Source organism: Sphingopyxis sp. H050 (genome assembly GCF_001468265.1).
In the GTDB taxonomy this organism is placed as follows: Bacteria; Pseudomonadota; Alphaproteobacteria; order Sphingomonadales; family Sphingomonadaceae; genus Sphingopyxis.
The window spans coordinates 505,237-522,374 of record NZ_LNRZ01000003.1 but is presented as its reverse complement, the minus strand read 5'-3'; the positions used below and the strand labels follow the sequence as shown (position 1 = coordinate 522,374).

Below are 17,138 nucleotides of genomic sequence, written 5' to 3'. Positions count from 1 at the left end.
CTAGGCAACGGCCAATGGGGAAAGGTCGCACAAAACCCAATATTATGCCTATTGATCGAACCGGCGAAGACCGGCCCTCGCTGTTCGTCGGCTGGATCGACGCTTTGCCGGTGCCGGCTGCGCTGATCCGACCGCTTTCGCGCGGCAATTTCAGCCTGCACGCCAGCAACGCCGCGTTCGACCGGCTGGGCCTGGCGCCCGCGGGGGTTGATGCGCCGATCGAGCTGCGCCGCGCCATCGAACGCGCCGCGTCGGGCGGCGACGCCAATCAGGAATTCTCGTGCCGGCTCGGCGTCGGGGTCGCGGCGCGCGACCTGCGCGGATCGATCGGCCCCTTGTCGGAGGAGTGCGGCGACGCGTCGCTGTTCCTGCTGACGCTGATCGACCGCACGCAGGAGATGATGACCGAGCGCAACCTGCGCCGCGAGCTCGTCTCCGACAGCCTGACCGGCCTGCCCAACCGCGCCGGCTTCGAGGAGCTGGTCGAACATCGCGGCGACCCCGAAGGCAGCGGCGACCATGCGATCCTGCTGCTCGACCTGGCGCGCTTCAGCCGCATCAACGAACATATCGGCCCGATGGCGGGCGACGAGCTGATCATCACCGTCGCGCGCCGGCTGAAATCGAGCCTGCGCAGCGGCGACATTCTGGCGCGCACCGGCGGCGACGAATTCGCCATCTCGTCGCGCGTCGCGGGCGGCAAGGCCGATGTGCGCGAAATGGCGCGGCGCATCCGCGGCTGTTTCGACCACCCCTTTCGCATCGGCGAACTGAAGGTTAGCGTCGATTGCGCGCTCGGCTGCGCGATCCAGCCCGAGATCGACACCGAAATCGGCGATCAGATCCGCCACGCGCAGATCGCGCTGAAGCGCGCCAAGCGCACCGACCGCATCGAAATCTATGAACCCGAGGCGGCGCTGATTTCCGACAATCGGTTCGGGCTGGAAACCGAGCTGCGCAATGCGATCGAGCAGGATCTGCTGTACCTCGATTTCCAGCCGCTGATCGAGCTGTCGACGGGTGTCGTCGCCGGCTTCGAGGCGCTGGCGCGGTGGAACAGCAGCGCCGGCCATTCGATATCGCCGACCGAATTCATCCCGATCGCCGAGGATTCGGGCCTGATCGTGCCGCTGGGCCAATGGGCGATCGGCAAGGCCGCGGCGACGCTGGCCGACTGGGACCGCAGAAATGCGGACAAGCCGGTCGATTGTTACATCTCGGTCAATGTGTCGGCGATCCAGCTGGTCCGCGACGATGTGGCCGCGGTCGTCCGCGAGGCGCTGGCCGCCAATGGAATCGGCGGCGAGCGGCTGATGATCGAATTGACCGAAAGCGCGATTATCGGCGATCCCGATCTGGCGCTGTCGGTGCTTCGCGAACTGAAAGCGCTGGATGCCCGCGTCGCGATGGACGATTTCGGCACCGGCTATTCAAACCTCGCCTATCTGCAGCGGCTGCCGCTCGACGTGCTCAAGATCGATCGCAGCTTCGTCGATCATATGGTCGAGGACCGCGACAAGGCGGCGATCGTCCGCACGATCCAGAGCCTGGCCGAAGTGCTGGGGATGCGGACCACCGCCGAAGGCGTCGAGACCGCCGACCAGGCACGGCTGCTGTCGGCCTTGGGCTGCGACTTCGGGCAGGGTTTTCTGTTCGCGCATCCGATGGAGGCGGACGCGGCGCTTGCCTATTGGCGTCAGTCGCTGCTGCGCCCGATCATCTGATCGACCAGTTCCCCGACGCGGGCCGCATCGGGATAATCCTCCGCCACCCATGCCGCCTCGACCGCGCGCAGGATGCGCGCGACTTCGGGGCCGGCGCCGATGCCGCGCGCGATGATGTCGCCGCCCTTCATGGGGAGAATCGGGACCGCCCAATTTTCGAGCGCCGCCGCCGCCGCCGTGGCCGACGCGGGGTTTCCGCCCAGCAGACAGGCATCCCGCGCGGCATCGACGCCGACGGCGTGCGCCAGTTGCCGCGCCGGCCGAAGGTCGCCGCGATGACCCGCCAGCGCCGACAGATGCTTGCGCTGGCGGGTCGACAGCCGGAGGCGGCTCGCGACCTGTTCGGCCGTCGCGGGCTCAGCGGGGAGCAGCGCCGACAGGCGGCGCAGCGGCGAAGGCGGGGCGCCAGCGGCCGCTTCGTTGGCGAGCAGCCGGTCGAGGATCGCGGCGAAATCGGGCACGAGTTCGGGCAGGATCACCTCGAAAATCCCGTCGGTCGCCATCTGGTTCACGATCGCGCGCGGGTCGGCGATCGACAGAATCTTGAGCAGTTCGTCGGCGACGCGCTCGCGCGACAGGCTTTTGAGCGACTGGCGCGCGGCGATGACCGCGGCGTGGCCGACGGGCTCCAGATCGCCCCGCCCGAAGCGGGCGGCGAAGCGGTAGAAGCGCAGGATGCGCAAATGATCCTCGGCAATGCGCGTCGCCGCATCGCCGATGAACCGCACGCAGCCCGACCGTAGATCGTCGATGCCGCCGAACCAGTCGTCGACGTCGCCGCTGTCGGGATCGGCGTAGAGCGCATTGATCGTGAAATCGCGCCGCGCGGCATCCTCGCGCCAGTCGTCGGCAAAGGCGATCGTCGCGCGGCGGCCGTCGGTTTCGACATCGCGGCGCAGCGTGGTGATCTCGTGATGATCGCCGCTGGCGATCGCGGTGACGGTGCCATGCGCGATGCCCGTCGGGATGATCTTGATATCGGCGGCTGCGAGGCGCTGCGTCACCTCGTCGGGCAGCAAGGGCGTCGCAAGGTCGATGTCGGTTACCGGCAGCCCGAGCAGCGTGTCGCGCACCGCGCCGCCGACGATCCTGACCTGGTCGGCCCCCAGCGCTGCGACGATCCGGCGCAGTCCCGGCGCGTGCCGCCATTTGGCCGCGGGCAGCGCGGTCACCGGTGCCAGCCCGCGGGCAAGCGCCGCGCCAGATTGATGATGATGTCCGCCGTCACGCCCCAGATCCGCCGTCCCTGCCAGTCCATATCGAAATAATGGCGATCCTGCCCCTGCCAGTTCGCATGGCGGCGCGCATAATTGCCGGGGTCGAACAGGATGTCGAGCGGCACCTCGAACCAGTCCTCGACCTCGTCGGGATTGGGATCGAGCGGCAGGTCGGGGGGGATCACGCCGAGCACGGGGGTGATGTGATAGCCGCTGCCCGAGCGATAGGGCGTCGTCGTCCCGGCGATCGCCACGTCGCGGCGATGGAGGCCGATTTCCTCCTCCGCCTCGCGCAGCGCCGCATCGATGGCATCGCGGTCACCCGGATCGATCTTGCCGCCGGGAAAGGCGACCTGCCCCGCGTGGCTGCGCAGCCATTGCGGGCGCTGGGTCAGGATGACGCCGGGTTCGGGCCGGTCGGTGAAGGCGACCAGCACCGCGGCGTCGCGGAGGCGCTCGCCATGGAGCAGATAGGATTCATCCTCGCCGTCGTCGGGGAGGAGATTGTCGAGCGCGGTGCGCAGCCTGTCCGACAGCATCAAGCGTCCACCAGCGGGAAGCGGGCGCCGTTCGACCAGATTGCGGGCGCCTCGGCGCTCTCGGCGAGCGCCAACTCGACAATCTCGTAATAGAGCGCGCGGTCGATGCGCGCCTCGAGGCCGTTGCCGATGGCGCCGCGGACGTGGAGACGCGGATCGGGATTGTCCGGATCGCCGCCGAAACGCAGCGGATGATCGGGGCCGGCGATGACGAGATCGTCGGTGTCGAGACGGAAGACGAGCTTGCGGGCGTCGCCCTGCCCTTCGCTCTTCATTTCGACGGCGCGGAAGGGCGTGTCCTCGACCGCGATGCTCAGTTTCTCTGCGGGGGTCACGAGGACGTGGCTGCCGTCGGGCTCGCGGCGGAGGATCGTCGAGAAGAGTTTGACCATTGCGGGGCGGTTGATGCGGCCCCCCTCGTGAAACCAGCTGCCGTCGGCGCGGATCTCCATCGCGCTGTCGCCTTCGCGTGCCGGATGCCAGCTGTCGACCGGCGGCAGCTTGCGCGCCGCGAGCAGCTCGGCCGCCTCGGCGAGCGAGAGCCGGGCGAAGTCCTTTGGGAGCGAGGGCGCGGGGCTGACCATGGGACCGACATAGGGGGACGGGCGGACGGCGCAAGTCGGCTTTGCCTGGACAGGGGGCGCAAATCCGGTGGGACGGGGCGGATTTGGTTCGCGCGAAGACGCGAAGACGCGAAGACGCGAAGAAGAGGCCTTTGGCCGATAGGCCCTATATTCCTGGGACGGGTCGGCGTTCGGCGAAGTTTTGATGGCAAAGACCGCTTCGCGGCGGGCGTAACCTCTTCGCGTCTTCGCGTCTTCGCGCGAACAAATTTCAGCGCGGCCCGATCATCCCAGCACCCGTCGGCAGGCCGTGACCGTTCACCGCCCGCGCGAGCAGGCGGTGCGTCTCATAGGGGCCGGGCAGGTCCCAGGCGCCGGTCGCGTCGGCGGCGAAGTCGAAGAAGCGGCCATAATATTCGGGATCGCCGATCATCATCAGCGCGCTGTCGGCTTCCGTTTCCGCCGCTTTGAGCATGCGCGCCATGAGGGCGCGGCCGTGGCCGCCGCGCTGGACGTCTGGGCGGACCGCCACGGGTCCGACCATCACCAGCGGGGTCGCCGTGCCATCCGGTGCATGGTGCGCGACGGGCCAGCACTGGATCGTGCCGATCAGCGCGCCATTCTCGATCGCCGCGAAGCTCAAGGCCGGGACCGCATCCATGCCCTGACGGATACGGTAGGCGGTTCGTCCAAAGCGGTCCGTCCCGAAAGCGAGGTCGAGCAGATGCTCGACCGCCTGCGGCTCGATATCGGACAATGGAAGTAACTCGACCAACGCGCACCCTTTCGCTAATGCGGCGGCGCTTTAGGGGCGCGGCGCGGCGATGCAAAGCCGAATGTCGGTCCCGCCTGACAGGAATATCTTGTGACCGATACATTGTGGCTGGAGGTGGACGGGCTGACCGTCGACGTTTTGACCGGCATCTATTCCGAGGAAACGCACCTGCCGCAGCCGCTGCGCATTTCGGTGCGCGCGAAGCTGGCGATGGCCGATCATTATGATCCGACGACGCCGCTCAGCCGTTCGAAAAACTATATGCACCTCAAATTCGCGGCGACCGAGGGCATCCCCAAGGACGTCCATTTCGTGCTGATCGAAAGCGTCGCCGACCATATCATCGATACTTTGTTCCTGCAGGACGACAAGGTCGAAGAGGTCGAGGTGAAGATCGTCAAGCTGGCGATCGCCGAGGATGGCGAGCAGATCGGCATCACGATGCGGCGCGCGCGGAAGTGACGCAGAGGCTCGCTCTCGTCACGGGCGGGCTCCACCGCGTCGGCGCCGCGATTTCGGCGCGGCTGGCGCGCGAGGGCTATGCGCTGGCGATCCACAAGCGCAGCCCCGGCGAGGCCGATGCGGTGCTGGCCGAGGCGCTGGTGGAGACGGGGGCGGTGAGCCATCGGTTTGCGGCGGACCTGGCCGATCCGGCGGAGGTCGAGGCGCTGATCCCGGCGGTGATCGAGAAATTCGGGCGCGCGCCCGACCTGCTCGTCAACAATGCGGCGCTGTTCGCCGAGGGCGAGTGGGGCGACCTGTCCGCCGCGGCGCTCGCCGAGATGATGCAGGTCAATTTGTCGGCGCCGGTGATGCTGGCAAAGGCGCTCGTCGCGGCAAGCGAGGGCACGCGCCCGGCGATCGTCAATATCGTCGACCAGCGGGTCATCCATCCGGTGCCCGACCAGATCGCCTACAGCCTGTCGAAATCGGCGCTGTGGCAGGCGACGCAGACGCTGGCGGTGGCGTTCGGCGGGCGGGCGCGGGTCAATGCCGTGGCGCCGGGGCTGACGATGGCGACCGAGGATTATTCGGCGGCGCAGGTCGCGCGGCTGGCGAAGCGCATGCCGCTGGGGGCGCTGCCGACGCCGGGGCAGATCGCCGATGCCGTCGTGTATCTGGCGCGCGCCGAGGCGGTGACGGGGCAGACGATCTTCGTCGACGGCGGCGCGCATCTGGCGCCGCTGGGGCGCGATTTCGTGGCGTTGGAGCGGGATTAAATCCTCCCTGTCGCATAGCGATGGGGAGGTGGCAGCGCGAAGCGCTGACGGAGGGGCACTAGCGCGACGTCGCGGCCCCTCCACCACCCGCTTCGCGGGCGGTCCCCCTCCCCATGGCTGCGCCGCAGGGAGGATTTACCTCAATAGATATGGACCGCCTTCGTCACCAGATAGCCGTCGAGACCCTCGGGCCCGCTCTCGCTGCCGAAGCCCGATTCCTTGATCCCGCCGAACGGCATGTCGAGCGTCGAGATGACGAAGCTGTTCACGCCGACCATGCCGCTTTCGATCGTGTCGACGATGCGGTTGATGCGGCGGCCGTTCTCGGTGAAGGCGAAGGCCGCGAGGCCGTAGGGCAAGCGGTTCGCCTGTTCGAGCGCCTCGTCCTCGCTGCCGAACGGGCGGATCAGCGCCATCGGGCCGAAGGGTTCGTGGTTCATCGCGTCGGCCTCGACCGGCACGTCGGCGATCGCGGTCGGCTGGAAGAAATAGCCGTTGCCCGTGGCCTCGCCGCCCGCGATCACGCGCGCGCCCTTCGCCTTCGCGTCAGCAACAAGCGCTTCGAGCGCGGGGATGCGGCGCGCGTTGGCGAGCGGGCCCATCTGCGTGTCGGCGTCGAGGCCGCTGCCGATCTTCACCTTTTGGGTGCGCTCGGCAAAGCCCTTCACGAAGGCGTCGTAGATGCCCTGCTGGACGTAGAAGCGCGTCGGCGAGATGCAGACCTGGCCGGCGTTGCGGAACTTTTGCGTCACGACCTTGTCGAGCGTCGCCTCGAGATCGCAATCGTCGAACACGAGCACCGGGGCGTGGCCGCCCAGCTCCATCGTGATGCGCTTCACGCCGTCGGCGGCGAGCCGCATCAGATGCTTGCCGACCGCGGTCGAGCCGGTGAAGCTGACCTTGCGGATCACCGGGCTCGCCAGCAAATGGCGGCTGATCATGTCGGGATCGCCGTAGACGAGCTGGACGACGTCGCCCGGGATGCCGGCGTCGGCGATGCAGCGCATGATCGCGCTGGTGCAGCCAGGCGTCTCCTCGGGCGCTTTCGCGATCACGACGCAGCCCGCGGCGAGCGCGGGGGCGATCTTCTTCACCATCAGATTGACCGGGAAGTTCCACGGGCTGAAACCCGCGACGGGACCGACCGGATGCTTGGTGACCATCGCGCGCTGGCCGAGCGGACGCTGGAGCACGCGGCCTTCGATGCGCTTGCCCTGTTCGGCGAAATAGTCGAACAGCCCCGCCGCCGACAGCACCTCGCCGCGCGCTTCGCCGATCGGCTTGCCCTGTTCGAGCGTCAGCAGCGTCGCGATATGCTCGACGCGCTCGCGAATCAGCCCCGCGGCCTTGTGCATCAGCGCAGCGCGCTCTTCGGGGGTCTTGGCGCGCCAGACAGGCCAGCCGCGTGTCGCGGCGGCGAGCGCTTCATCGAGGTCGGCGGCGGTCGCGACCGGCAGTTCGGCGATCGTGCCGGCGGTTGCCGGATTATAGACCGGCCGCTCGTCGCGCCCCTCGCCGCTCCGCCAGGCGCCGTTGATGAAGAGCTGGAGGTCGGCGTCGTAGGTCGCGGTCATATGCATTTCCTGCCTGATCCGTTCGCATCGAGCGAAGTCGAGATGCCCCTCGATCTTGCTCCAGGCCGATGGGTGTCTCGACTTCGCTCGACACGAACGGGAATGGGGGTGTTGTCAGATGGCGCCGATATAGGATCGGCTCAGCGATAATTGAAGCTGATGCTGATGCGATCCTTCTTGCCGGCGTTAGGCATCACCTCGTGCCGCAGCCAGCTTTCCCACAGGAACACGCGGCCCGCGGCGGGTTCGGCATAGACGAAGGGCAGCAGATGTTCGGGCGCATCGTCGGCGCGGCCCGGCGCGGCCATCAGCATCGGCAGGCGCGGGTCTTCGAGTTTCAGCGCGCCCGATCCCGGCGGGACGGCGACGTAGAAGGTGCCCGAAACGATGCTGTGCGGGTGGATATGGCCGCTGTGGGTGCCGCCGGGTTTCAGGACATTGACCCACAGGCTGTCGAGTTTCAGCGGCTTGGCGAGGTCGAAATGGCACGCCTTGGCGAAGGCCTTGACCTCCTTGTCGAGTAGCTTCTTGAGATCATAGAACGCCGGGTCGCGCTCGGGTAGGTCGCCGAGGCTGGCGTAGCTCGTATAGCCCTTATAGCCATGCTCGCGGCTCCACGCTTTCCCCGCGCCATCCTCTTCGGCGAACAGGCGGCAGCTTGCCTCCAGCTCTGCGAGCAGGTCGGGCGTGCCGATGTCGGCCTCGTAAAAATGGGTGGCGAAGAGCGTGCGAACGGGCATGATGGCCGCAAAGCACAGCAAGTGCGCACACGCAAGGGAGATGGGGATGGCCGAGTTTGAACTGATCGCCGACGGATTGCGCTTCCCCGAGGGGCCGGTCGTGATGGACGATGGCAGCGTCATCGTCACCGAGATCGCCCCCGGGCGGATCACGCGGTGCTGGCCGGGCGGACGGAGAGAGGTCATCGCCACCCCCGGCGGCGGCCCCAACGGCCTGGCGATCGGTCCCGACGGCAAGCTGTATTGCTGCAACAACGGCGGGTTCAACTATGTCGAATCGAACGGCTACCTCGCCCCGCACGGCATCGCCGACGATTATTCGGGCGGGCGGATCGAGCGCATCGACATCGAGACGGGCGCGGTTGAGCTGCTGTATCAGACCGGCGATCATGGTGTCGTGCTGCGCGGGCCGAACGACATCATGTTCGACGCGCACGGCGGCTTCTGGTTCACCGATCATGGCAAGGTCGATTATGAAAAGCGGTGTCACGATATCGTCGGCATCTTCTATGCCAAGGCCGACGGCAGCTTTATCGAGGAAGTGATCTTCCCGAGCTATAACCCCAACGGTATCGGCCTCTCGCCCGACGGTACGAAGCTTTACGCGGCCGAAACCTACACCTGCCGCCTGACCCAGTTCAACATCATCGCCCCCGGCAAGGTCGACGATGCCGCCGGCCCGGGCGGCCCCGGCATCCCGCTCTATCGCCCTGCGGGCTATAAATTCTTCGACAGCCTGGCGATGGAGGCGAGCGGCAATATCTGCGTCGCCACGATCGGCGAGTGCGGGATCAGCGTGGTGTCGCCGCAGGGCGAGTTGGTCGAGTTCGTCGCGACCGACGATATCTTCACCACCAATATCGCCTTTGGTGGCGCCGATATGCAGGACGCCTATATCACCCTGTCGGGCAGCGGGCGGCTGGTGAAGACGCGCTGGGCGCGGCCGGGACTGCGACTGCAATATTGACTTAGCTAACCGGCTTAGCTAATTTAGCTGACATGACGATCGTGACGATCCATGAAGCGAAGACCAATCTGTCGCGCCTGATTGCCCGCGTCCTCGCGGGCGAAGAGGTCACGATCGCGCGCGGGAAGGAGCCGGTGGTCAAGCTGATGCCGGTGAAGGAACCGCCCAAGGCGAAGCGCGTCCTGGGGACGCTGAAAGGGAAGATTGATCTCGACAAGGGGTTTTGGGACCCGCTTCCCGAGGAGGACCTGGTGCTTTGGAACGGCGAAAGCGGCAACTGACGCGCGATGAACCTGTTGCTCGATACGCACGCGCTGATCTGGGCTGCCAATGAACCCGCACGGCTGCCGGAAACCGTGCGCGTCGCTATCGAGGACCCGGATAATCATGTCTGGATCAGCGCGGTGTCCGCGATCGAGGTGGCGATCAAATTCCGGATCGGCAAGCTGGAAGGCGCTAATGAACTCGCCGAACGATTCGAGGAAGTCATCACGGGCTTCGGCTTCAAGCAACTGCCCATTTCGGTCGCACACGCCAGCTTGGCAGGCCTTTTGCCTTTCGAGCATCGTGATCCCTTCGATCGCATATTGATCGCCCAATCGCAGATCGAGCAATATTCGCTGGTATCCAACGAGAAGCTGTTCGACCAGTTCGGCGTCATCCGCTTTTGGTAGGAATGCCGCGATGCATGAAGAGACCCATGCCGTCACCCGCATCGGATGGCTGCGCGCCGCGATCCTCGGCGCCAACGACGGGATCGTTTCGACCGCGAGCCTGATCGCGGGGGTCGCCGCGGCGGGGACGTCGCAGTCGGCGATTCTCGTCACCGGCACCGCCGGCCTCGTCGCGGGAGCCATGTCGATGGCGGCGGGCGAATATGTGTCGGTAAGCTCGCAGCTCGACGCCGAGAAATCGGACGTCGAGCTGGAGAAGCGCCACCTTGCCGCCGATCCCGAATTCGAGCTGGAAGAGCTGACGCAGATTTACGAGCAGCGCGGACTCGACCGCGCGCTCGCCGAGCAGGTCGCGGTGCAACTGACCGAACACGACGCACTCGACACGCACCTGCGCGACGAGTTGGGGATGACCGATGCGGCGGCGGCACGACCGATTCAGGCGGCCGCGGCTTCGGCCGCAAGCTTTACCATGGGCGCGGCGTTGCCGCTGGCGACGGTGTTCCTCGATAGCGGCCCCTCCTTGCCGTGGACGGTGTCGGCGGCGTCGCTGCTCTTCCTTGCGCTGCTCGGTGCGTTCGGCGCATGGGCGGGCAACGCGCCGATGCTGCGCCCGGTCGTGCGCGTGACCTTCTGGGGCGCGATGGCGATGGCGGCGACGATCGCGATCGGGTCGCTGCTGGGAACGACGGTGGGTTGACCCAACACCCTCTCTGTCATTCCGTCCTTTCGACCGCCCTGGCAGGCGCTCAGGATAGACTTCAGCCTTGGCTGAAGGCCGGAATCCCGACCTTGCACCCTGACGCACCGGCGAGATCGCGGCCTTCGCCGGGATGACGGTCAAAGGGACCGCCGCGCCAGCCATTCGCGCAGCGCGAGCGCATTGTTCCGCTCCTCGCTCTTCGCCGCATAGAGCAAGGTCACCGGCCCCGCGCCTGCTGCAGCGTCGAGAACGAACAGCGCCGCCTTCACCTCCTCGCCGCCGGTGTCGAGTTCGGCGAAATAGTCGAGGCGGAAGGCGTCCCAGGCGGCATCCGATTCGGCGGTTTCGCCATGGTATCGTTTGCGCAAGGCGTCGCTCGGCGACAGCGGCTTCAGCCACGCCGCGAGCGCGGCCTTTTCCTTCGACACGCCGCGCGGCCACAGCCGGTCGACCAGGAAGCGCGCGCCGTCGCCGGGACCGGGCGGTTCGTGAATGCGCTTGACCGCGATTGTCAGGGGCGACGCCATCTGTATGAGTATCGGCCATCCCGCACTCGCGGGCAAGACAGCCGGAGGGGTCCGCACATGAATGCAAGCAGCTGGGCGATCGACATCGATCGCGACGATATCACGCAAGCCCATTTGATCGAAGACACCGATGCGCCGCTCGCGGCGGGGGAGGTGCGCGTGCGCGTCGACAGCTATGCGATGACCGCCAACAACATCACCTATGCGGTGTTCGGCAAGCCCGCCGGCCTCTTCGGCCCGGATAAGGATGGCAACGACCAAGGCTATTGGGATTTCTTTGCCGAGCGGGGCGCGCCGGGACGCCTGCCGGTCTGGGGCTTCGCGACGGTGACCGGGAGCGCGGCCGAGGGCATCGCGCCGGGCGACCGCTTCTATGGCTATTATCCCATGGCAAGCGATGCGGTGCTGACCGCGGGCAAGGTCGGACCCGGCGGTTTCACCGACGTGACGCCGCGGCGCACCACGCTGCCGCCCATCTACAACAATTACCAGCGGATCGACGCGCTGCACGACTATCGCGCCGCCGACCACGATTATTGGCCCGTTTTCCGTCCGCTGTTCCTGACCGGCTGGCTGATCGCCGACCAGTTCGAGGACGAAGGCGATTATGGCGCCGACCAGATCCTGATCGCAAGCGCATCGAGCAAGACCGCGATCGGCCTTGGCTTTTCGCTGAAACAGCGGCCCGAGCCGCGGCCCGAAATCGTCGGCCTCACCAGCGCCGCCAATGTCGACGCGCTCGCCGCGCAAAATATCTACGACCGCGTCATCAGCTATGATCAGATCATGACGCTGAGCGCCGGGACGCCCTCGGCGCTGGTCGACATGGCGGGCAATGGCGCGGTGACGCGCAGCGTCCACAGCCATTTCGGCGGCCAGCTCAAGGCGTCGATCATCGTCGGCAAATCGCACTGGGATGCGCAGGCCGATGTCGAAGGGCTGCCCGGCCCCGCACGGCAGGGCTTCTTCGCCCCCGGCCGCAGCCAGAAGCGGATCGCCGACTGGGGCGGCGCCGCATTCGGGCAGAAGATCGCCGAGGCGTGGCTGGGCTTCATGGAGGTCGCGCCGCGCCTGGCGCGGATCGACAAACGTAGCGGCGGCAAGGCCGCGCTGGATGCTTACAAGGAAATGCTGTCGGGTCGCGCCGATCCCAAGGCAGGGATCATTGTCGAACCCTGACCAGCCCCGAAAGGACCAGATATGTTTCGTTCGCTTTCCTTTGCCGTCGCGGCCGCGCTGCTGTTGCCCGCCGCCGCTTATGCCGAAACCAAACCCGCGACCGCGCCGCGCAAGGCCGACCTCGCGGACCGCGTGGCCGGGACCTACAAGGGCGACGTCATCTCCGACGCCCGCGGATCGTCGAAGAACGGCGTGACGATCACGGTGACGCGCGTCGGGCCGAACAAGGTGGAAGTGAAGTCGAGCTATGCGCGCCTTCCGACCGTGACCATTCCCCTGGAAAAGGCGATGGACGCGATCCTCGCCGCGAGCGGGCCCCATGTCTTCCTGATCGACACGGTGCGCTCGCCCGACCGGCTCGACCTGACGATCGACGACGCGAGCTGGTCGGGCAACCGCGTCGCGACGCCGCCCTCGAAATAGGATTTCCTTCTCCACCATGACTTACACGACCGTTATCTTCGACTTCGGCGGCGTCATCACGGCGTCGCCGTTCGAGGCCTTCAATCGCCTCGAGGAGGAGCGCGGGCTGCCGCGCGATTTCGTGCGCCGCGTCAATGCCGCCGACCCCGACAACAACGCCTGGGCGAAGTTCGAGCGCGCCGAGATCGACGCCGCCGCCTTCGACAGCCTGTTCGCCGAGGAGGCGCGTGCGCTGGGGCATGAGCTGGAAGGCGAGGCGGTGCTGGCGGTGATCGCGGGCGCGGTCCGCCCGGCGATGGTCGCGGCGCTCGACACGCTGAAGGAGCGCGGCGTCACCATCGCGTGCATCACGAACAATGTCCCCGGCGGCAAGATGGGCATCCGCGGCGCCGGGATGAAGCGCAGCCCGGAGGCCGCAATCGAGGTCGCCGACATCATGGCGCGCTTTGCGCACGTCATCGAATCGAGCAAGGCGGGGGTGCGCAAGCCCGACCCGCGAATTTACGAAATGATGTGCGAGGCGCTGGGCGTCGAACCGGCCGAGTGCATCTATCTCGACGACCTCGGCATCAACTGCAAACCCGCGAGCCAGCTCGGCATGCACGCGATCAAGGTTACGAGCGGCGACCAGGCGCTCGCCGATCTGTCGGCGGCGCTGAAAATCGCCCTGCCCTGACGCCGGGGGGCGGGGTCGCGGTTGACCCCTTCGAGCCCATTCACTATCGCGCAGACGCACTCTCCTGCCGTTACGGCAGCCCAAGCGAAAAGGGCCCGCGGACATGAAGAAAACCTACCCCGACGCCGCCGCCGCGCTGGACGGCCTCCTGTTCGACGGCATGCATATCTGCGCCGGCGGGTTCGGCCTGTGCGGCATTCCCGAACGGCTGATCGACGCGATCCGCGACGCGGGCACCAAGGACCTGACCATCGCCAGCAACAACGCCGGGATCGACGGCGAGGGCCTTGGCAAGCTGCTCCGCACGCGGCAGGTCAAGAAGATGATCAGCTCCTATGTCGGCGAGAACAAGGAGTTCGAGCGGCAATATCTGGCGGGCGAGCTCGAGGTCGAATTCTGTCCGCAGGGCACGCTCGCCGAACGCTGCCGCGCGGGCGGCGCGGGCATTCCGGGCTTCTACACCAAGACCGGCGTCGGCACGCTGGTCGCCGAGGGCAAGGAAGTGAAGACTTTCAACGGGCAGGATTATATCCTGGAGCGCGGCATCTTTGCCGACCTGGCGATCATCAAGGGGTGGAAGGCCGACGAGAGCGGCAACCTCATCTTCCGCAAGACCGCGCGCAACTTCAACCAGCCGATGGCGACCGCGGCGAAGATCTGCGTCGCCGAGGTCGAGGAAATCGTGCCGACCGGCAGCCTCGACCCCGACAGCATCCACCTGCCCGGCATCTATGTGAAGCGGATGATCGTCGGCGCGCCCTACGACAAGAAGATCGAGTTCCGCACGACGCGCCCGCGCGAGGCGGCGTGATGCGTCGCTTCGCTATCGGAGCGACCGCGCTGCTGGCAGGCTGCGCGAGCGCGCCGGCTGAGGTCGCGTCAACGCCGCCGCTTCCAGCTGCTGCGCCCGAAGCCGCCAAGCCGCCCGTCGCACTGCAATATCTTTACGGCTCGCCCGAAGCCGCCGTGGCCGTTCGCGCGACCAATGCGCGGATCGCCGACTATGGCGTCTGGCGGGTCAAGCAGCGGCCGCAGGACAGCGTCGTCCTCGCCCCGGGCGCGGGCGTGGATGCGCCCGCATTCGAGCCGTGCGGGACCAAGCCCTACGCGGCCGTCTTCGATGCGGACGAGACGCTGATCTGGAACCTCGGCCCGATGCGTTACTTCGCCGAAAAGGGCACGGCCTTCGATCCCAAAATCTGGGACCAGTGGGAAAAGACCGGCGCGGGCAAGGCGGTCGCAATGCCCGGCACGGTCGAGATGGTGGCGCGGCTCCGCGCCGCGGGGATCACCGTCATCGCCAACACCAACCGCAGCGCCGCCAATGCCAAGGGCAGCGAGGATACGCTGCGCGCCGCGGGGCTCGGCGAGTTCAAGCATGGCGAGACCTTGTTCCTGATGGGCGACGACGCCGGCGGATCGAGCAAGGACGGACGCCGCGCCGCCATCGCGTCGAAATATTGCGTGATCATCCTGGCGGGCGACCAGCTCGGCGATTTCAGCCAGCAGTTCAACGTCAAGGATCTGCCCGCGGCGCAGCGCATGGCGCTCGCAACGAGCGCGGGCGCAGCTGCGCTTTGGGACAAGGGTTGGTTCCTGTTCCCCAACCCCGTCTATGGCCCATGGGAAAAGATGGGCTGGGGCGACATTTTCCCCTCCGACAAAAATTGGGAGCCGAAATAATGGCCTGGACGCGTGATGACATGGCGGCGCGCGCCGCGAAGGAACTGCAGGACGGCTATTACGTCAATCTGGGCATCGGTATCCCGACGCTGGTCGCGAACCATATCCCCGCGGGGATGACGGTGACGCTCCAGTCGGAGAATGGCATGCTCGGCATCGGCCCCTTCCCCTTCGAGGGCGAAGAAGACGCCGACCTGATCAATGCGGGCAAGCAGACGATCAGCGAAGTGCCGCAGTCGGCCTATTTCAGTTCGTCGGACAGCTTTGCGATGATTCGCGGCGGGCATATCGACCTGACCGTGCTTGGGGCGATGGAGATTGCCGAGAATGGCGACATCGCCAACTGGATGATCCCCGGCAAGATGATCAAGGGCATGGGCGGCGCGATGGACCTGGTCGCCGGGGTCAAGAAGATCATCGTCGTGATGGAGCATGTCGCCAAGGACGGCAGCCCGAAATTCATCCCCGAATGCACGTTGCCGCTGACCGGCAAGAATGTGGTCGACATGATCATCACCGACCTGGCGGTGTTCAAGCGCGACGATCACGACAGCCCGTTTCGGCTGATCGAGCTCGCACCGGGGGTGACGGCGGAGGAAGTCGCGGCTAAGACGACGGCCAATTATGAGGTCGCCATCTAAACCAAGGTCGATGAAGCGGGTTGTCGTCTGCCTCGTCGCGGGTATCGCGCTGGGGCTTGCCGGCTGGTTCGGTTTCCATGCGCTGGGGGAAGGCCGCACGCTGGCCAGCGTCACGATCCCGTTCAAGCCGCCCGAAAACCTGCCCGACAAGCCGGGCGAATGGCGCGGGCGGATCGACTATCGCGCGCTCGACCAGCAGCTGACGGCCTTGGCAGAGCGGCCCGAGATGGCGGGGCTGGCGGTCGCGGTGGTCGAGGATGGCGAGCTGCGCTTTGTCCGCACCTATGGCGTCGCCGACAAGGCGAGCGGCGCGCCGGTGACGTTGCAGACGCTGTTTCGTTGGGCCTCGGTCTCCAAGACCGCAACGGGCACGCTGGCCGCCGCGCTGGCGACCGACGGGGCGGTCGATCTGAAGCGGCCGATCGGCCAGTCGAGGACGACGCTTCGCCTGCCCGGCGGGGCCGAGGAGCGCGTCACGCTGGAGGATGTGCTCGCGCAGCGCACCGGCCTCACCAAGAATGCCTATGACGAGAGGCTGGAGGATGGGCAGAGCCCGCAGCTGCTGCGCGCCAGCCTGGCGCTCGCGCCGCTGCAATGCGAGCCCGGCACCTGTCACACCTATCAGAATATCGCCTTCGACGCCGCGAGCGAGATATTGGCGATCGCGGCGAACGAGCCGTTCGCCGACGCAGTCGAGGATCGCTTTTTCCGCCCGCTCGGCATGGTCAGCGCGGGCTATGGGATGGCGCATCTGACGGATGCGAAGGATTGGGCGAAGCCGCACCGCGGCACGCAGGTCCGCCCGCTCAAGGAGGCCTATTGGCGCGTTCCGGCCGCGGCGGGGGTCGAAAGCGACATCGTGGATTTCGCGAAATGGATGCAGGCGATGATGGGGAAGCGCCCCGATGTGGTGCCCGCCGCGGTGTTGCGACTGGCGCATCAGCCGCGCGTGCGCACCGAACGCCTCTATGGCAGCAGCCTGCGACAGGCGAACAGCGACGCCTCCTATGCGCTCGGGTGGCGCAATTTCACCTATGACGGACGCCGGCTCGCCGGCCATTCGGGCGCGGTGTCGGGCTATCGCGCGACGATGATTTTCGAGCCTGCGACCCGGACGGGCGTCGTCGCGCTGTGGAACAGCGACTGGGGCTTTCCCTTCCGCATCCCGTTCGCGGCGATCGACAGCTATCACGGGCGCGCCGACACACGCTGGCTCGACCTGGGCGAGTTGCCGCCGGTGACGGGCGGCGCGGCGGGACCTGCGGTGGCCCTGAAAGAATAGCGGCGCTTGCCGCCCGATCCGCGGCCTGTGT

21 protein-coding genes are annotated in these 17,138 nt (G+C 66.8%); 14 read left to right on the top strand and 7 right to left on the bottom strand.

Features of this window, described 5'->3' with window-relative positions:
- Positions 1 to 44: 44 nt before the first annotated feature.
- Positions 45 to 1,724: a putative bifunctional diguanylate cyclase/phosphodiesterase gene (locus ATE67_RS08670; RefSeq protein WP_231728088.1), complete on the top strand. Its 1,680-nt coding sequence runs from the start codon at positions 45 to 47 to the stop codon at positions 1,722 to 1,724.
- Here ATE67_RS08670 and ATE67_RS08665 read toward each other — a convergent pair.
- The 4 genes from ATE67_RS08665 to ATE67_RS08650 all read right to left on the bottom strand — a co-directional run bounded on the left by ATE67_RS08665 (position 1,697) and on the right by ATE67_RS08650 (position 4,818).
- Entirely contained in the window at positions 1,697 to 2,896 is a 1,200-nt protein-coding gene (locus tag ATE67_RS08665; protein WP_058816309.1) for a CCA tRNA nucleotidyltransferase, read from the bottom strand. The two genes, ATE67_RS08670 and ATE67_RS08665, sit on opposite strands and share 28 nt — an antisense overlap.
- A complete protein-coding gene (locus ATE67_RS08660; protein ID WP_156416955.1) occupies positions 2,893 to 3,480 on the bottom strand; it encodes a CoA pyrophosphatase in 588 nt (195 codons plus the stop codon). The genes ATE67_RS08665 and ATE67_RS08660 overlap by 4 nt, the downstream gene beginning before the upstream one ends.
- Positions 3,480 to 4,064 (bottom strand): DUF1285 domain-containing protein, encoded by a 585-nt coding sequence (locus ATE67_RS08655; RefSeq protein WP_058816307.1) that lies wholly within the window; start codon positions 4,062 to 4,064, stop codon positions 3,480 to 3,482. The genes ATE67_RS08660 and ATE67_RS08655 overlap by 1 nt, the downstream gene beginning before the upstream one ends.
- A 250-nt stretch (positions 4,065 to 4,314) precedes the next feature.
- Positions 4,315 to 4,818 carry a GNAT family N-acetyltransferase gene (locus ATE67_RS08650; protein WP_058816306.1) on the bottom strand — a complete coding sequence of 168 codons (504 nt, stop codon included), beginning with the start codon at positions 4,816 to 4,818 and terminating at the stop codon, positions 4,315 to 4,317.
- 90 nt (positions 4,819 to 4,908) lie between these two features.
- Between ATE67_RS08650 and ATE67_RS08645 the strand changes: the two genes are divergently transcribed.
- Complete coding sequence (locus ATE67_RS08645) at positions 4,909 to 5,280, top strand: dihydroneopterin aldolase (protein ID WP_058816305.1); 372 nt, start codon at positions 4,909 to 4,911, stop codon at positions 5,278 to 5,280.
- A complete protein-coding gene (locus ATE67_RS08640; RefSeq protein WP_058816304.1) occupies positions 5,277 to 6,038 on the top strand; it encodes an SDR family oxidoreductase in 762 nt (253 codons plus the stop codon). The genes ATE67_RS08645 and ATE67_RS08640 overlap by 4 nt, the downstream gene beginning before the upstream one ends.
- A gap of 140 nt (positions 6,039 to 6,178) precedes the next feature.
- Here ATE67_RS08640 and ATE67_RS08635 read toward each other — a convergent pair whose 3' ends face one another.
- Together ATE67_RS08635 and ATE67_RS08630 are read right to left on the bottom strand one after the other, a co-directional pair.
- Complete coding sequence (locus ATE67_RS08635) at positions 6,179 to 7,612, bottom strand: NAD-dependent succinate-semialdehyde dehydrogenase (protein WP_058816303.1); 1,434 nt, start codon at positions 7,610 to 7,612, stop codon at positions 6,179 to 6,181.
- A gap of 140 nt (positions 7,613 to 7,752) precedes the next feature.
- Entirely contained in the window at positions 7,753 to 8,352 is a 600-nt protein-coding gene (locus ATE67_RS08630; protein WP_058816433.1) for a TIGR02466 family protein, read from the bottom strand.
- Positions 8,353 to 8,398: 46 nt separating this feature from the next.
- On the opposite strand from ATE67_RS08630, the gene ATE67_RS08625 reads away from it, so the two are divergent.
- From ATE67_RS08625 to ATE67_RS08610, 4 genes are read left to right on the top strand one after another with little or no spacing between them, the layout of a single operon-like run.
- The gene (locus ATE67_RS08625) at positions 8,399 to 9,319 is read left to right on the top strand and encodes an SMP-30/gluconolactonase/LRE family protein (protein ID WP_058816302.1); all 921 of its coding nucleotides are present in this window, start codon (positions 8,399 to 8,401) and stop codon (positions 9,317 to 9,319) included.
- Positions 9,320 to 9,351: 32 nt separating this feature from the next.
- The gene (locus ATE67_RS08620) at positions 9,352 to 9,600 is read left to right on the top strand and encodes a type II toxin-antitoxin system Phd/YefM family antitoxin (protein WP_058816301.1); all 249 of its coding nucleotides are present in this window, start codon (positions 9,352 to 9,354) and stop codon (positions 9,598 to 9,600) included.
- A 6-nt stretch (positions 9,601 to 9,606) separates the two neighbouring features.
- The gene (locus ATE67_RS08615; RefSeq protein ID WP_058816300.1) at positions 9,607 to 9,993 is read left to right on the top strand and encodes a type II toxin-antitoxin system VapC family toxin; all 387 of its coding nucleotides are present in this window, start codon (positions 9,607 to 9,609) and stop codon (positions 9,991 to 9,993) included.
- A gap of 10 nt (positions 9,994 to 10,003) precedes the next feature.
- Positions 10,004 to 10,693: a VIT1/CCC1 transporter family protein gene (locus tag ATE67_RS08610; RefSeq protein WP_058816299.1), complete on the top strand. Its 690-nt coding sequence runs from the start codon at positions 10,004 to 10,006 to the stop codon at positions 10,691 to 10,693.
- Between the two features lie 140 nt (positions 10,694 to 10,833).
- Here the strand turns inward: ATE67_RS08610 and ATE67_RS08605 are convergent, their stop codons facing one another.
- The gene (locus ATE67_RS08605; protein ID WP_058816298.1) at positions 10,834 to 11,223 is read right to left on the bottom strand and encodes a DUF488 domain-containing protein; all 390 of its coding nucleotides are present in this window, start codon (positions 11,221 to 11,223) and stop codon (positions 10,834 to 10,836) included.
- Between the two features lie 57 nt (positions 11,224 to 11,280).
- On the opposite strand from ATE67_RS08605, the gene ATE67_RS08600 reads away from it, so the two are divergent.
- The 7 genes from ATE67_RS08600 to ATE67_RS08570 all read left to right on the top strand — a co-directional run bounded on the left by ATE67_RS08600 (position 11,281) and on the right by ATE67_RS08570 (position 17,107).
- Complete coding sequence (locus ATE67_RS08600) at positions 11,281 to 12,402, top strand: DUF2855 family protein (RefSeq protein ID WP_058816297.1); 1,122 nt, start codon at positions 11,281 to 11,283, stop codon at positions 12,400 to 12,402.
- A 21-nt stretch (positions 12,403 to 12,423) separates the two neighbouring features.
- The gene (locus tag ATE67_RS08595; RefSeq protein ID WP_058816296.1) at positions 12,424 to 12,825 is read left to right on the top strand and encodes a hypothetical protein; all 402 of its coding nucleotides are present in this window, start codon (positions 12,424 to 12,426) and stop codon (positions 12,823 to 12,825) included.
- Between the two features lie 16 nt (positions 12,826 to 12,841).
- Positions 12,842 to 13,501, top strand: coding sequence for an HAD-IA family hydrolase (locus ATE67_RS08590; RefSeq protein ID WP_058816295.1), 660 nt, complete (start codon positions 12,842 to 12,844; stop codon positions 13,499 to 13,501).
- A gap of 103 nt (positions 13,502 to 13,604) precedes the next feature.
- The gene (locus tag ATE67_RS08585; protein WP_058816294.1) at positions 13,605 to 14,312 is read left to right on the top strand and encodes a CoA transferase subunit A; all 708 of its coding nucleotides are present in this window, start codon (positions 13,605 to 13,607) and stop codon (positions 14,310 to 14,312) included.
- A complete protein-coding gene (locus ATE67_RS08580; RefSeq protein WP_058816293.1) occupies positions 14,312 to 15,184 on the top strand; it encodes an HAD family acid phosphatase in 873 nt (290 codons plus the stop codon). The genes ATE67_RS08585 and ATE67_RS08580 overlap by 1 nt, the downstream gene beginning before the upstream one ends.
- On the top strand, positions 15,184 to 15,825 hold the full coding sequence (locus ATE67_RS08575) for a CoA transferase subunit B (RefSeq protein WP_058816292.1): 642 nt from the start codon (positions 15,184 to 15,186) through the stop codon (positions 15,823 to 15,825). Before ATE67_RS08580 ends, ATE67_RS08575 begins: the two co-directional genes overlap by 1 nt.
- Before the next feature lie 10 nt (positions 15,826 to 15,835).
- On the top strand, positions 15,836 to 17,107 hold the full coding sequence (locus ATE67_RS08570; protein WP_058816291.1) for a serine hydrolase domain-containing protein: 1,272 nt from the start codon (positions 15,836 to 15,838) through the stop codon (positions 17,105 to 17,107).
- The last annotated feature ends 31 nt before the right edge of the window (positions 17,108 to 17,138 follow it).